This window comes from Rhodohalobacter sp., from assembly GCF_041686455.1.
Lineage (GTDB): Bacteria > Bacteroidota > Rhodothermia > Balneolales > Balneolaceae > Rhodohalobacter.
Genome location: NZ_JAWLDW010000064.1, coordinates 1 through 14,755, shown reverse-complemented (window position 1 = coordinate 14,755; position 14,755 = coordinate 1). Strand labels below are relative to the sequence as shown.

Annotated in this window: 13 protein-coding genes; 5 read left to right on the top strand and 8 right to left on the bottom strand. The window is 44.0% G+C overall.

The window, feature by feature from the left end:
• Positions 1-346 precede the first annotated feature (346 nt).
• From ACESM0_RS08675 to ACESM0_RS08640, 8 genes are all read right to left on the bottom strand, one after another.
• The gene (locus tag ACESM0_RS08675) at positions 347-1,078 is read right to left on the bottom strand and encodes an ABC transporter ATP-binding protein (RefSeq protein WP_372905598.1); all 732 of its coding nucleotides are present in this window, start codon (positions 1,076-1,078) and stop codon (positions 347-349) included.
• Between the two features lies 1 nt (position 1,079).
• A complete protein-coding gene (locus tag ACESM0_RS08670; protein WP_372905596.1) occupies positions 1,080-2,462 on the bottom strand; it encodes an efflux RND transporter periplasmic adaptor subunit in 1,383 nt (460 codons plus the stop codon).
• 24 nt (positions 2,463-2,486) lie between these two features.
• Positions 2,487-3,836 (bottom strand): TolC family protein, encoded by a 1,350-nt coding sequence (locus tag ACESM0_RS08665; RefSeq protein ID WP_372905594.1) that lies wholly within the window; start codon positions 3,834-3,836, stop codon positions 2,487-2,489.
• Positions 3,837-3,965: 129 nt separating this feature from the next.
• Positions 3,966-4,343 carry a hypothetical protein gene (locus tag ACESM0_RS08660; RefSeq protein WP_372905592.1) on the bottom strand — a complete coding sequence of 126 codons (378 nt, stop codon included), beginning with the start codon at positions 4,341-4,343 and terminating at the stop codon, positions 3,966-3,968.
• Positions 4,344-4,353: 10 nt separating this feature from the next.
• Positions 4,354-4,767, bottom strand: a complete 414-nt coding sequence (locus ACESM0_RS08655; protein ID WP_372905590.1) for a hypothetical protein — start codon at positions 4,765-4,767, stop codon at positions 4,354-4,356.
• 10 nt (positions 4,768-4,777) lie between these two features.
• On the bottom strand, positions 4,778-4,981 hold the full coding sequence (locus ACESM0_RS08650) for a hypothetical protein (protein WP_372905589.1): 204 nt from the start codon (positions 4,979-4,981) through the stop codon (positions 4,778-4,780).
• 701 nt (positions 4,982-5,682) lie between these two features.
• Positions 5,683-6,909 carry an ABC transporter permease gene (locus tag ACESM0_RS08645; RefSeq protein WP_372905587.1) on the bottom strand — a complete coding sequence of 409 codons (1,227 nt, stop codon included), beginning with the start codon at positions 6,907-6,909 and terminating at the stop codon, positions 5,683-5,685.
• A gap of 1 nt (position 6,910) precedes the next feature.
• Positions 6,911-8,143: an ABC transporter permease gene (locus tag ACESM0_RS08640; RefSeq protein WP_372905585.1), complete on the bottom strand. Its 1,233-nt coding sequence runs from the start codon at positions 8,141-8,143 to the stop codon at positions 6,911-6,913.
• 16 nt (positions 8,144-8,159) lie between these two features.
• Here ACESM0_RS08640 and bshB1 point away from each other — a divergent pair, with 16 nt between their 5' ends.
• The 5 genes from bshB1 to ACESM0_RS08615 all read left to right on the top strand — a co-directional run.
• Positions 8,160-9,035 (top strand): bacillithiol biosynthesis deacetylase BshB1, encoded by an 876-nt coding sequence (gene bshB1 / locus ACESM0_RS08635; RefSeq protein WP_372905583.1) that lies wholly within the window; start codon positions 8,160-8,162, stop codon positions 9,033-9,035.
• 33 nt (positions 9,036-9,068) lie between these two features.
• A complete protein-coding gene (locus tag ACESM0_RS08630) occupies positions 9,069-9,911 on the top strand; it encodes a helix-turn-helix domain-containing protein (RefSeq protein ID WP_372905581.1) in 843 nt (280 codons plus the stop codon).
• 756 nt (positions 9,912-10,667) lie between these two features.
• Positions 10,668-11,216 carry a carboxymuconolactone decarboxylase family protein gene (locus ACESM0_RS08625; RefSeq protein ID WP_372905579.1) on the top strand — a complete coding sequence of 183 codons (549 nt, stop codon included), beginning with the start codon at positions 10,668-10,670 and terminating at the stop codon, positions 11,214-11,216.
• Between the two features lie 12 nt (positions 11,217-11,228).
• On the top strand, positions 11,229-11,654 hold the full coding sequence (locus tag ACESM0_RS08620) for a hypothetical protein (RefSeq protein WP_372905578.1): 426 nt from the start codon (positions 11,229-11,231) through the stop codon (positions 11,652-11,654).
• 266 nt (positions 11,655-11,920) lie between these two features.
• Positions 11,921-14,755: amidohydrolase family protein (locus ACESM0_RS08615; RefSeq protein WP_372905576.1), on the top strand; the 2,835-nt coding region annotated here is incomplete at its 3' end.

The following is a 14,755-nucleotide window of genomic DNA, read 5'->3' as shown; positions in this document are numbered from 1 at the left end:
ATAACATGTATTTACCGGCACTATTTTCGATAGTGCCGCTGTCCGATAATACTCCAATCATATTATCAAAGCAAGTAAACACAAGCTTTTGCCTGAATAATATTTATCGACAAAATCAGAATGTCAGAATAAAACGCCGATAATTTCTGACCTTTGGAAAATGACGCGCTGTGAAACGATCAAATATATGGATATGCTCCTTATCTCAAGAAGGGAAAGCTGAAATATAAAAAGGTTCGAACCGGTGAGTTCGAACCTTATTATCAAATCTTAAATTTTTCTCTACTCATCAGACTGCTTAGGCCGGCCAGATGGGTAAAGTATTTGCAAAATTACTCGTACAACTTTATGCGGGCTGCAAATTCAAATCCTGGTTGGCCAATACTGGATTTACCACTTTTTCATCCGTCTCAATCACACCGTCGCGCAGGCGTACGATTCGCCGGGCGTGCTCCGCAATCTCATTCTCGTGAGTAACCACAATGATAGTGTTTCCGGCACGATAGAGCTCTTCAAACAGATTCATAATCTCCTCTCCTGTCTTGGTATCGAGGTTACCGGTCGGCTCATCTGCCAGCAGAATGGAAGGATTGTTCACTAGTGCCCGAGCAATGGCCACACGCTGTCGCTGACCGCCGGAGAGTTCGTTGGGCTTGTGATCTACACGATCACCCAACCCTACCCGACCCAATGTTTCTGTAGCTCGTTTCTTACGCTCCGAGCTTTTAATTCCGGAATAGATCAGCGGTAGTTCTACGTTGCTCAGGCAATCGGTTCTGGGCAGCAGATTAAATGTCTGAAATACAAAGCCAATCTCGCGATTTCTAACCTGCGCCAGCTCAGCATCGTCCAGCTCACTCACACGATTGCCGTTTAAGATATACTCACCGGAGGTTGGCGTATCGAGGCAGCCGATCATATTCATCAAAGTTGATTTGCCGGAGCCTGAAGGTCCCATAATGGCGATATACTCATTCTCTTCAACATTTAGCGTTACACCGTTCAGCGCCAGAACAATGGTTTCGCCCATCTTGTAGTGGCGGGCAAGGTCCGTAATTTCAATAATTTTTTTAGCCATTTTAATTTCCTCCGCTAGCTATAATCTCGTTTCTGTTCTGTACTATAATTGGATCTCCGTCTTCCAGCTCTCTGGAAAGTACCCGGTAGCTTCCGGTTATCACTTCATCACCGGCATCTACGCCACTCATAATCTGGATGTGAGTATTATCGCTGATTCCGGTCTGAACTTCTACCCGCTTGGCTTTGCCGTTATCATTCAAAAATACCACTCTGCGAAAATCCTCATCTTGATTACGGGGCTGCTGTTCGGAAGTTTCATCCTCTTCGGACTCTTCAGAACCTTCATCATCAGACTTGGAAGAATCCTTGGCAAAATCACGGACCGTTACTGATTGTATTGGGACTGATACGACATTGTAAACCGTATTGGTTTTGATATCAACCGTGCCCGACATTCCCGGTTTGAAACTTGGCACCGATTCAGGAACCTCCGATACCTCGTCAGATTGTGCCAATACACGATCTGCCGCCTGATCCAGGTTATGAGGTGTGATTATTCGAATCTTTACCTTGTAGTTCGTTACCTGATCAGCTGAACCTCCGCCGGTCACATCCGCTGAATTTGCAATTTCAGTGACCATCCCTTCAAAAATCCTGTTCGGATAGGCATCCACTTCAATCAGCGTGGTGTCGTTTGGAGAGACATTGACAATGTCGTTTTCGTTAACATCTACTTCTACCTCCATCTGTTCCATACGAGCAATGCGCATCATCTCCGTTCCGGCAGTTTGTGCCTGACCCAGAACACGTTCTCCGCTCTCTACCGACAATCGGCTGATAGTTCCGTCTCTTGGTGACCGGATCACTGTTTGTTGCAACTCTTCTTCTGCTCTTCTGAGTTGGGCGCGAGCACTTTCAATTTGATACTCGGCTGCCTTGAAATTCGCTTGCTGAGCCTCATAATTATTTTTTACCTGCATGTACTCCAATTCAGAAATCAAGTCACGCTCATAAAGCTGCTCATTCTTCCGAAATTCCGCCTCGGCCTGCAGCATGTTTGAACGCGCCTGTTCCATTCTGGATTGTTGAGTGAGAAGTGAAGCATTTAGCTCATCAATACGCGCCTCATAAATATCAGGCTTGATTCGAAGCAGTAGCTCTCCCTCTCTTACGAAATCTCCTTCTTTCACGTTGAGCTCGATTATTTCACCAGATACATCCGGACGTATAACAACCTCAATCTCGGGCTGAATTCTGCCAGATGCGGATACCAGCTGGGTGATGGTTCGTAGTTCAGCTTCCCGGGTTTCAACTTGTTTTTCATTTGATCCGCCGTCCAGCCAACCGGCAGTTTTTGCAACTACCGCCAGCGCAATAAATGCAAACAGGACGATACCCAGAATTTTAAGAAGCCCTTTTGTAGCTGATTTTTGTTTACCCATCACCTTACGTTTTTTTAAGTTAATTTAGAATTGAAAATTATTATCCAGCTGACCAATGTAGTAGTCGAGCAGTTTCTCCTGAAATACAAAGTTATATACAGCTTGAATTCGATTACTCTGAGCCTGCACGTAATTTGCATTCGCCTGATTCAGCTCAATTAAGGTCGAAGATCCCACTTCATATCGTTGTTGTTCGGTTTCGTAGGCGCGCTCTGCTGCAATCAATGCTTTTTCAGTGGACTCAAGCTCTTTCACGATTGATGTATAGTCGTTGTATGCCTGCCTCACTTCTTCCGTAACCTGGAATTGAACATTTTCCATCGCTAGCTCACTATTTCGTAATTGTACTCTGGCACTTTCAATATTGGTTCGTGTATTCCATCGGTTAAAAATTGGTATTTGAATGGAAAAGCCCAGATTCCGTCGAACATTTTGATCAAAAAACTGATCCTGAAAAGAGACAGTCTCTCTTGTTATCGGGTCTAATAACTGATCGCTATAGCTACCGTTAAATCCTGCACTCGCAGAAATCGTTGGCAGATGCTGGCCTCGCGCAATTCTGTAGTTTTGGAGGTTACTTTCTATGTCAAACTCCTGAGCCTGAATATCAGTTCTCTGCTCAAGAGCGGAAGAAATCATATCCTGTAAATTGAGATTCATAGGCATTAGAGCCATTTCGTCTACTGTTGGCATAACAGGGTCAACTTCATTGATCGCATCGTCCTGCATAATTCTGACCAGACGCCCCATACTCACTTCGAGTGCATTTTCGCGCTGAATAACCGCCAGTTCATCATTTGCTACTACCGACTCCTGATTATATTGATCAACGGTTGGCCGCGATCCCACCTCAACCTGTGCCGTAATTCGTTCAAGCTGACTTGTAGAAGCTTCAAGATTACTTTCAGCAATTTTTAACAGTTCCTGATTGAGTACCACTTCCAGAAAGCGACTTGCTGTATCGAACATGATACTCTCTTTAAGACGTTGAAAGCTCAGCTGCTCCGACTCTTGATCTGCCTGTGCAGCACGCAGATTTGAGATGTTAGTAAATCCGTCAAAAATGGTAATGTTGGCGTTCAATCCACCATTCAATCCATAAGTCGTTCTGTCTTCGAATGAGAGATCTTCCTGAACAAACTGCCGACCCACGTTTCTGGACCCGCTAAAGCTGGCATTCAGTGAAGGAAGAAAATCAGCCTGTGCACTCCGAACTCTTGTATCCGCCAGGTCGCGTGTATTCTCTGCCTGCTTTAATTGATAGTTGTTATCAAGAGAGGTTTGTATAGCTTCTTCAATCGTCATAGACTGCGATTGGGCTACACTCAAAATTGGAAATAAAAACAGTAATGTGGTTAGTAATAGTTTCTGCATCGTTCGGTAGTTGAAGTTATTTATTGATGTTACACGAGAAAGTTTAAACAGAGTTACAGTAAAATCGGTACGTATTAGTGAATTAATACGTTTTTTTACAAAACCCTGCTCAGTTTTCGAGAAATGATGTTATTTATCTGATGAAGCAGATTTATTTCGCTCCGCGATCTGTTGATCTACCAATTCAGAAATATAGTACATCGCCTTCTTTACAGCCATGTGCTTTAATTCGTTCATAAGAATAGACGAAATTCCGCTTCTCGGGTTTGATTTTTTTTCAGGAGAGTAATCACGCGACTTCTTCTTGCTTCTCTTTAAAATTCCCAAAGTAAAGCCGGCCACTGCGGCAATTGCAACAGACTTTAGCGGGTTTTTCTTTACATATTTTTTTGGACTGACGGCACTTTCCACCCCCTCTTTGACACCTGAAATGCGTTCTTCAAAGCCAGATTCAAGTAAACGGATCTCCTCTTCAAGCTTTCTCTTTCGCTCCTTCACTTCAGCCATTGTTATATTTTTATTCTTTTCCAGAACTGTCCTCTTCTTGATTTGATTTTTCTATCTTAAAAGATTCTTCGAAACCATCCATTAATCTGGAGATAAGTTGTGCCTGTATTCGATCAGTAATTTTTTTCGAGCTTGACCGCATAAAAACAAATCCAAATATAAATAACGGCACCGATGCGATCAGAAAACCAAGACTGGTATTATTCAAAAGGTCTCCTAAAAAAAATGAGAGTGCCAGCCACACAAATAGTACAGCAGAACTGAGCAGAAGCAAGCCGGCAAGTTTCTGAAATGATTGTGCAATCATCAATGATATCTGTTCAGAAATTGCAACACTTACTAACTGAATACGCTTTTCTACATATACTCGTAGCTCTCTTCTAAAGCTCTCCTTTTGTTCACTATCTTGTTGACTCTCATTCATGAAGTTTGAATTATTTTAGAAGCCTGGCTAACAGATATCCTGTTGCAGCACCAATTAAAACACTTTTAATCGGATGTTTTCTGATTAGAAGTTCTGATTCAGTTTTTAACTCCTGAATTTTCTCCTGAAGTTCTTCACTCTGCAAATAAGAATAGCCCTCTTCTATTACACCTTCCAACTCTTCATTCAAGTCGTTAATAATATCTGTATTCATGGCGTAAACCGTTTCTATTTATAATTTTAATATCCCGTTTTATTACTAGAATAAAGTTAAAATAACACGTTGACGTGTAATCATAAAACGGTTTTTACAGAAGTGAAGTTCGATTGGGGATATTCGCATTATTTTTAGTCGGATTTAATGGAAACACAACTTTCCCTTTTAAAACTTTTATGCTGATTACTGCTGACAATGAACATTGTGAACAACGCCTCGTTACTTTTATTTACTCCAATCCAATCTCTCTATTCGGCGGCTTATATTACAACTCATCAATTCCCAGGGTTTCGCTTCTCTTCACCCTGGGCTACCGATATATCACTAAGGGATTGGTTATTCGATTTCAAATGTAGTTTCAAGAATATATTCGCTGGTAAGCATTGCAAAATCCCGATTTAACCGGAAAGTAAGAATTCGATTGTATGTCAAAATTATCATGCTGTAAAAAAAAACTCCCGATTAAATCTGGTAACTGAATTCTGCTGAAGCTGAATACTTGTTACACTTTGGGATTGATTTTTGACATTCAAACTATGTTTTTAAATGCCTCTCCACTCTTCAAATTCCGAGCAGTCAAGATCTACTGAGAGAGAATAAAGGGGGCAATCCAAAACCCATATATGGGTATAACAAGCGAGCAGAGAATATATTCCCGGTTCAATCATAAGTTCAGCGGACCGATTCCACCATATACACTATTCGTAGCGAAGACTCTCTATCGGATCAAGCTGAGCAGCTTTAAATGCAGGGTATACCCCAAATACAACTCCGACGATCGTCATACCGATAACACCGCCTACTGCAGATTCCCATGGGACTACGATTGTGGAGTCTAGCCAGATTGCAGCAGCATTTCCCAGGGCCGCTCCGACAATAATTCCAATCACACCTCCTATCTGACAAATGGCGATGGACTCCATCAAAAATTGAGAAACGATCGCTTTACGCGTTGCCCCGACGGCTTTACGCACGCCAATTTCACGTGTGCGTTCGCTCACGGAAACCAGCATTATATTCATCACACCGATACCTGCTCCCAGCAGTACAATTCCACCAATAACAAATCCGATTATGTAGAGTATTCCGGTAAAACTTTCGAACGCATTTCCGAGTGTTTCGTTGGTACTGATTTCAAAATCATTGGGATTTGCCGGATCAACCTTTCGGATAGCGCGTAAAACACCGGTTATTTCATCAATTGCTGCTTCAATACGGTCCACAGAACCCGCACGTACCTGAACTCCAATATTCTGATTCTTACCGTAAATACCGGCCAGATTTGTATATGGAATCACCACAAAGCGATCCATTGTATTGCCAAACACATTTCCTTTAGCCTCGGTTACACCGATTATTGTGTATGGCCTGCCCTCTACCCGAATGGTCTTACCCAAGGCTTGTTCTCTTTCAAAAAGGGCATCTCTTACATCTGCACCAATGATAGCAACAGAACGGGCATAATCCATATCCTCGGTCATAAAATTCCTGCCGTTTTCAATGTCGTATGCATTGTTATTTAGATAATGTTCATTACCTCCGAGAATACCGATATTAGGTTCCGTTTCCTCATCATTGTAGGAGACGCGCGTTGTGCGGTAGGTTCTATTGGGTCCAACTCCTTCGGTTATGTACGTAAGGTCTTCCAGCCTCTCCATCTGGTCAATCGTAATATCCTCACGATTTCGAAACTCCTCCCAGCTCTCTCCCCCCATTCTAATAGTGGGATATTTACTAACGGTAATCACATCCCCGCCCATCAGGCTGAGTGTATCCTTAAAATAAGTATCGAGTACAAGCACGGCGGTGTTGGCGCTGATAATGGCAAAAACGCCTACGGCTATGGCCAGAAGTGTTAGTGAAGAACGAAGTTTGTTTGCCCTTATGGAGTCGAGTGCCTGTCTGAAAACTTCAATGATATTCATATTACTCGTATCTCAATGATTCAATTGGATCTGATTTTGCTGCTCGGCTGGATGGTAAATATCCAAAAAGTATTCCGATAAACGTACAGAGTAGGATGGCGTTCAGAACGGTAGTCCAGTCCAAATAGGCTACAAAAATTTGGTTGATTAATTCAGTTACCCCGATCGAAAGTAACACACCAATCACCCCGCCAAATAAACAGATGACAATCGATTCCATTAAAAACTGCAGCAGGATTTCCCACGATTGGGCTCCCACTGCCTTCCGTATTCCTATCTCTTTGGTTCGTTCTTTCACGGAAACAAACATGATATTCATCACCCCGATTCCTCCTACAAAGAGTGCAAGACCGGTGAGAAAAATCCCGATTCCGTAGATGGCTACTTTCATGCTCTGAAACTCCTGCTCAAAAAGTGCCGCTTTATTGATCGCAAAATCGTCATCTTCCAGGGGGTCGAGTCCACGAATTTGCCTCATAGCCCCAATCACTTCATATTCACCGTCAGCGAGCATGTCTTCATTGGGAAATTGCACAGACAATCTCAAGCCGTAGCGCAGGTCGTAAATAGTTGCCATGGCACCAACCGGAATAAGCATTTCATTATCCAGATCTTCCATTCCCAAAAAACTGCCCTGACTCTCCAGCGTACCGATCACCGTAAATCGCTGGCCCCTGATGCGCACCCGTTTACCAATCGGATCCATATCGGGAAAGAGTGCTTCGGCTACTCCGCTGCCAATCACTACTACCCTGGCTGATCTTTGTTCATCCGCTTCACTGAACACGCGTCCTTCTTCGATATTTAATCCTGCGGTCTGAAAATAAGTTGCTGTTGCACCGTTTAAACCGACTCCTTCAACGTCTCGATCTTCATAACGAACGTTTGTGGATCGATATACACGTCCTGAAACAGCAGACGCACTTGGGACAAGATCTTTCAGTTTTTCAACATACGCCAGCTCCAGTTCCTGACGGTTTCGGTATTCCCACCATTTATACTCACCTCCAAAACCCCAGGGCCATTTCTCTACGAATACTACATTTCTGCCCAGCATATCCATGCTTTCATCGAAAGAGCGGTCTACCCCATCCGTAATGGTATTCATGGCCGTCACAGACACAATCCCGATTACAATACAGGTTGTTGTTAAAATGGCACGCATTTTATTCGCCCACAGCGAAGAAATAGCTATTTTAAACCCTTCGGTAAAACTGGTAAGTATTCGATACATAATTTTTCATTTGTGAATGCATCCATCATTTGAAGACGTTCAGGATGTACACTTGCTTTGCAACAAAACGGAATCTTTTGACGGTACGGAAATTAACTGCTTTCGTTTCACTATATTTGAAAAAAATTATTCAGAAAAAATATTACAAAACATGATCGATATTTTAGCTTTTGGAGCTCACCCTGACGATACTGAACTCAGTTGTTCTGGAACTCTTGCTGCGCTGGTAAAGCAGGGAAAAAAAGTTGCAGTTGTAGATCTTACCCGTGGAGAGATGGGATCTCGAGGCACTCCAAAAATTAGAATGAAAGAAGCTGCAAAAGCCGCGGATATTCTCGGCCTTGCAGTCAGGGAAAATCTCGGTTTACCCGACACCCAGCTCGATAACACCCGGGAGTTACATCTGCCCATTATTCAAGCTATACGTAAATTCCGACCTCATGTTTGCCTGATAACGGCTCCTTCTGATCGTCACCCCGATCATGGGGATGCCTCCCGCCTATTGGTTGATGCCATCTTCTACAGTGGCCTCGTCAAAATTGAAACAAAGGATAAAAACGGAAATTTACAGGAACCACACCGGCCGGCTCATATCATACATTACATGCAGGATCGGCCGTTTGAACCCGATTTTGTATTTGATATTACAGACACGATTGAAACCAAGGAGAAGGCTATTAAAGCTTTTCAAACCCAATTTAACGTTGCTGATCCCGGAAATGAACCGGAGACCTATATCTCTGACCCAAAATTTTTTGAAGCTTTGAGGGCGCGGGCCAAATATTATGGACATCTTGGCGGATATAAGTACGCTGAAGGTTTTCTCTATCACGGAAAACCCATTCCAATGAGCGGCTTCGATTTGTTTATGAGTACAAAACCCAAGAGGTAAGATACCGGACTTACCCTGCATCAAACCATTGTTATGATGGAAAAGACATTCAAAAACAGGGAAATCGATGCAGAATTTAAAATCTCTCAGGGAATTTCATCATCCGATCGCGATGAGGGTAGTTTTCTCATGTTTATATGGAATGACGGTGCCGGCTCGGTCTGCTTTGGCGTGGACGAACGCACCGTTGTACTTGAGGCCGGACAGATTACCTGTACTACATATTTGCAGCAGGTAGATTTTACCGGTATCAATCAGGTTGATGATGTAAAATTTCTTCGATTCAACCGTGAATTTTACTGCGTTCACACAAACGATAGTGAGGTCTCCTGTAACGGTTTGCTCTTTTTCGGGTCCAACTTCTCCCCTATTCTGCAACTGAATGATGATGAGTCCGAACGTCTCCGTACACTCTTTGATGTACTCTCCGAAGAGTTTGATATGAAGGAGACCAGTCAGGAAGAGATGCTTCGAATTCTGCTAAAGCGATTCATCATACGCTGCACACGATTGGCCAATAAACAGCTTTTAAAAGATGGGGATAATCAGACAGAAATTGACCTCATCCGCCATTATAATGTTTTGGTTGAGGAATATTTCAAAACCAAAAAAAGTGTTTCTGAGTATGCCGATCTGCTTTATAAATCACCAAAGACAATCGCCAATGTATTCAGCAAAAATTCAGACTTAACACCACTGGAAGTGATTCACAAAAGAGTGATTATGGAGGCAAAGCGAATGCTTCTCTACACAGACAAAACCGCAAAAGAGATCGGTTACGAGCTTGGATATAATGACCCGGCACAGTTTAGCAAACTATTCAAAAAACAGACCGGTATGACCACCACTCAGTTTTTGAAGAAAAATCAAAAGTAAAAAGACCTGTCAATACCCACCGGATTTGACAGCGTCTGTAATAAATTGAGATATGGTTTTCTCGCAGAGTTGCGTGGATTGATTCGCTGAGTCACGCTGAGAAGATGTCACAGCAGATCACACAATCCGTAGTTACAGATCCCAAGGAATGCATCCCAAAAATCTGACCATTGATGAACAAATTTGCATTATCGACGCTGCCAGGTCCTCGCGGACGCTTGCAGGTCAATTCCAAGACCTGTCAACACCTACCGGATTTGACAGCGTCGGTAAAAAATCAAGATATGGTTTTCTCGCTGAGTTGCGAAGATTGGTTCGCTGAGTGACGCTGATAATATCTCGCAGCAAATCACCCAATCTGTTGCAAGAGATCCCAATGAATGCATTCCCAAAATAATTTGCCCTCATTCTTTGGCCAAAACAACTCCGTTAGGAGTTGCCTGTTTATAGAAATTCACACCCGCACCATGAACAGGCTCCAGCGGAGCCTCCTGTTTAATACTATTGCCCATCCAAAATAAATTCAGATTGATTGTGGATGCTGCCAGGTCCTCGCGGACGCTTGCAGGTCAATTCCAAGACCTGTCAACACCCACCGGATTTGACAGCGTCTGGTAAAACAAACCAACCATTATGGGTCCCAGGCCTCATACGGGAAGAATTGACAACAAGAGAGGTATTTTGAGCATTTATAGGCGTGCGTAATTAAGCGATGTTGGCAGTGTAACAAACTCAAACCAACAAACAGAAACAGTTATGAGACCATTAAATGTACCTACGAAAAATGAAGTCACTGATCAAAACAAACAGATCTTTGATCAATTAGAATCCAATCTCGGATTTGTACCCAACATCTATGCCACCTATGCACATTCCAAAAACGGATTGGCCAGATACATGACTTTTGCCAACGGCAAGACATCTCTCAATAACAAAGAGAAGGAGGTCATCAATCTGGCTGTGAGTGAAATCAACGGATGCAACTACTGCCTGGCCGCTCACACTCAGCTGGGAAAAATGAATGGCTTTACAGAAGAACAAACCCTGGAATTGCGTCAAGGCAAGGCGCCGTTCGATGATAAATTTGACGCTCTTGCCAAGCTGGCCGGAGAAATCATAGAAAACCGTGGAAATATATCAGACGAGACACTTCAAACTTTCTTTGATGCGGGGTACAGTAAGGAAAGTCTGATCGACGTCATCATTAATGTGGGCGAAAAATCGATCACCAACTTTCTGCATAATATCACGGAAATACCTGTTGATTTTCCTGAAGCACCTGAACTTAAAACCGCAACTGTTTAAAAAATTATCATTATGCATAAAATTAACTGGACAAAAGCGATTTTAGCAGGTATCGCAGGAACCATTCTTTTCGATCTGTTCGGATTGGTGATGGGAATGGGCTGGTGGGATATTCCCGCTCTGCTCGGAGAAAAGACAGGACTGGGTTTAGCCTACGGAGTAGCCGGTCACTACGGAAATGGTATTCTGCTTGCCGTACTCTATGCAGGAATTGCCCCATCACTCTGGGGCCCCTCATGGATGAGACCTTTCATCTATACAACAGGTGAAACAATTGCACTGGTTTGGTTATTCATGTTTCCACTTGTTGGAGCCGGAGTTGCCGGACTCGACATGGGAGTAGATATGGCAGTTGGTTCAATGGTCCGCCACTGGATATACGCACTGCCTCTGGTATTTATCGTTAACCGGGATCTATTTCCTGCACAAAAAGATTAATTACTGATTTCCCATCAAACCGAGGTGCTCCGTGTGAAAACGGGGTACCTTTTTTATTTTCACACCTCCTATTTACATCTTTTTTCCTCACCCACCCTACTCTTTCGATATTTTATTTTGAATAGCAGCTTGGATTTATAAATTGTCTAAGATTGACAACTCTTGCCCGATGGCTTAAAAATTCTGCTCAATCATTTCTAGTACTCCGAATCAAATTTTTTTACCACGACTTACTTTAACTACAACCCGAACCATACTTAGATTCTATGAATCATATGTACCATCTCTTTGACAAAATTAATACAACACTTCTGAAGTGTCTGGCTGTTTTGATGATTACCGCTGCCCTTCCGGCATTATTGGTTGCCCAAACAGCTCCTACTGACGGCATGAAAGACAATACACCAAATGTTCATGCTTTCACTAATGCTACTATTGTAACTGCACCGGGTCAAACCATCAGCAACGCTACGCTGGTCATCCGAGACGGTGTGATTGAAGCCGTTGGAAGACGCGTTTCTCCTCCCTCCGATGCCCGTGTCTGGGATATGGAAGGGAAAACCCTCTACCCCGGATTTATCGACTCTTACAGTGATGTTGGGATGAATGAACCTCGTGTTGAACTCGATCGCGGGAACAACTCCTGGAACCCAAACTTGCGATCACATCTTAAAGCAGAACAAGAATTTGACACCGAAGAAGATGGAAGTTCTGCGTTGAGAAGCCAGGGTTTTACAGCGGCTCTATCAATGCCGCCACTCGGAATTTTTAAAGGCGAAGCAGCCGTTATCAGTCTCAAAGACGGAGAAGTTTCCGATCGTGTGGTTATGGATCGAATTGCACAGGGTGTATCTCTTTCCACAAACCGGGACTTCGGGTTTTCCTATCCCACTTCTCAAATTGGTATCATCGCCCTGATTCGTCAGACACTTTACGATGCAGATTGGTATGAAAGAGCTCATGAGGCGTACAGAAGTAATCCTTCACTGGAACGGCCGGAATCGAATGCACCGCTTGCCACCCTTCGAGATGCTGTTCATGGAAATCAGCCAATGATTTTTCACACATCCAATGATGAGGAAATTTTACGCGCACTGCGTTTCAAAGATGAATTCAGTTCTATCAGTCCCTGGATTTTGGGAAATGGACACGAATATAAAGTTCTGGATGTATTAAGTGAGAATAATGCTCCCCTTATTTTGCCTCTCGCCTATCCTGAAGCTCCGGATGTTGAAACACCGGAAGACGCACTCAGTGAAGATCTTGCTGAACTGCGCCACTGGTATCTCGCACCTGAAAATCCTGCAAGAGTTGCATCCGCGGGTCTTCAGTTTTCACTAACCACGGCAGGTCTTGAAAAGCCGGAGGATTTCCTGGGTAATTTAAGAAAGGCTGTGCAGCTGGGTTTAGATAAAGAGACCGCGCTGGCAGCTTTAACATCCAACCCGGCCAATCTTCTGGGAATCGATTCCACATACGGAACACTCGAAGCCGGCAAGGCAGCAAACATCATTGTAGCTGATGGCGACCTGTTTGAAAATGGTGCCAAAATCATCGATCTCTGGGTTGATGGTTCTCACTACCGAATAAACCACGAAAAGGAACTTGACCCTCGCGGTGAGTGGGAAATTGTATCAACCGATGGATCAATAGACGGTACACTGGTGGTTGAAGAGTCCCGACCCGGCCGATTGAACGGAACCGTAACAATAAACGGAAATGAAATTGATCTGATGTCTGCTTCCATGCAGGATCAGGCCAGACGATTCAGAACCGATTTTTCCGGTAATGATCTGGGGCTCGAAGGTCCGGTACGTTTAACCGGATCCGTAGATGGAGACAATCTTCGTGGCTGGGCAGAAGTAACCGGCAGAGACCGGGTTCAGTTTAGTGCTACGCGCACCGGTACTGCATCAGAAAGTGAGCCTGAGGAATCAACAGAAACCATGAATCGTGATCTTCAACTCTCCGAACTGCGTCCTGCAATGGAGTACGGCCGAAACGCGATTCCCGAGCAGCCAGGAAATGTGATCGTTCGGAATGCAACCATATGGACAATGGGTCCCGAGGGAATTCTGGAAAATGCAGATATGATTATCTCGGATGGCGAAGTGGAAGAAATTGGAAGGGACCTACGTGCTCCGCGAAATGCCGTCGAAATTGATGCAGAAGGCAAACACGTTACTCCGGGCCTGATCGACGCACACATCCACTCCGGTGTGAACGGTGTAAACGAAGTTGGAAATGTGATCACTGCGGAAGTTCGCATGGGTGATGTTCTAAACATCAATAACATCTGGATGTATCGCCAGATTGCCGGTGGTTTGACTACGGCTCATGTCATGCACGGATCGGCAAATCCCATTGGCGGGCAGAACGTACACATCAAAATGAGATGGGGTTCATTATCTGATGATCTTAAAATTGAGGATGCGCCCCGTACCGTGAAATTTGCACTGGGTGAAAATCCAAAACGGGTTGGTTCAGACCGCTACCCGGAAACCCGGATGGGTACCGAACAGATGATTGAAGATCGTTTCAGAATGGCCCGCGATTATGAAGCACGCTGGAACGAGTGGAATGAGACCGGAGAAGGAATACCTCCTCGTAAAGATCTCAGGCTCGATGCACTGCGAGACATTCTGAATGGAGATATACTGGTTCAATCACACAGTTACCGTCAGGATGAAATTCTGATGCTGATGCGCTTGGCTGAACGTTTTGATTTCACGATCAAAGCATTCCATCACGGTGTTGAAGCATACAAGGTAGCACCTGAACTTGCCGAACACGGGGCCGGTGCTGTAGTATGGTCCGATTGGTCATCTTTTAAAATGGAAGCCCAGGATGGAATACTCTACAATGCCAAACTGCTGACTGAAGCAGGTGTACTCACCTCCCTTCACTCAGACAATAGCCAGATTGCATCCCGTATGAACTGGGAAGCGGCTAAGATGGTGAGGGCAGGTATGGATCCTGAAGATGCGCTTTCATTGGTTACCATCAGTACAGCCAAGCTTCTTGGTGTAGACCATCGGGTCGGATCACTCGAAAATGGAAAGGACGCCGACTTTGTAATCTGGAACGGAGATCCGCTCTCC

Bases quoted from the DNA above. Each gene is read 5' to 3' on its own strand.
- ACESM0_RS08675 (WP_372905598.1), bottom strand. From the start codon at position 1,078: ATGGCTAAAAAAATTATTGAAATTACGGACCTTGCCCGCCACTACAAG.
- ACESM0_RS08670 (WP_372905596.1), bottom strand. From the start codon at position 2,462: ATGGGTAAACAAAAATCAGCTACAAAAGGGCTTCTTAAAATTCTGGGT.
- ACESM0_RS08665 (WP_372905594.1), bottom strand. From the start codon at position 3,836: ATGCAGAAACTATTACTAACCACATTACTGTTTTTATTTCCAATTTTG.
- ACESM0_RS08660 (WP_372905592.1), bottom strand. From the start codon at position 4,343: ATGGCTGAAGTGAAGGAGCGAAAGAGAAAGCTTGAAGAGGAGATCCGT.
- ACESM0_RS08655 (WP_372905590.1), bottom strand. From the start codon at position 4,767: ATGAATGAGAGTCAACAAGATAGTGAACAAAAGGAGAGCTTTAGAAGA.
- ACESM0_RS08650 (WP_372905589.1), bottom strand. From the start codon at position 4,981: ATGAATACAGATATTATTAACGACTTGAATGAAGAGTTGGAAGGTGTA.
- ACESM0_RS08645 (WP_372905587.1), bottom strand. From the start codon at position 6,909: ATGAATATCATTGAAGTTTTCAGACAGGCACTCGACTCCATAAGGGCA.
- ACESM0_RS08640 (WP_372905585.1), bottom strand. From the start codon at position 8,143: ATGTATCGAATACTTACCAGTTTTACCGAAGGGTTTAAAATAGCTATT.
- bshB1 (WP_372905583.1), top strand. From the start codon at position 8,160: ATGCATCCATCATTTGAAGACGTTCAGGATGTACACTTGCTTTGCAAC.
- ACESM0_RS08630 (WP_372905581.1), top strand. From the start codon at position 9,069: ATGATGGAAAAGACATTCAAAAACAGGGAAATCGATGCAGAATTTAAA.
- ACESM0_RS08625 (WP_372905579.1), top strand. From the start codon at position 10,668: ATGAGACCATTAAATGTACCTACGAAAAATGAAGTCACTGATCAAAAC.
- ACESM0_RS08620 (WP_372905578.1), top strand. From the start codon at position 11,229: ATGCATAAAATTAACTGGACAAAAGCGATTTTAGCAGGTATCGCAGGA.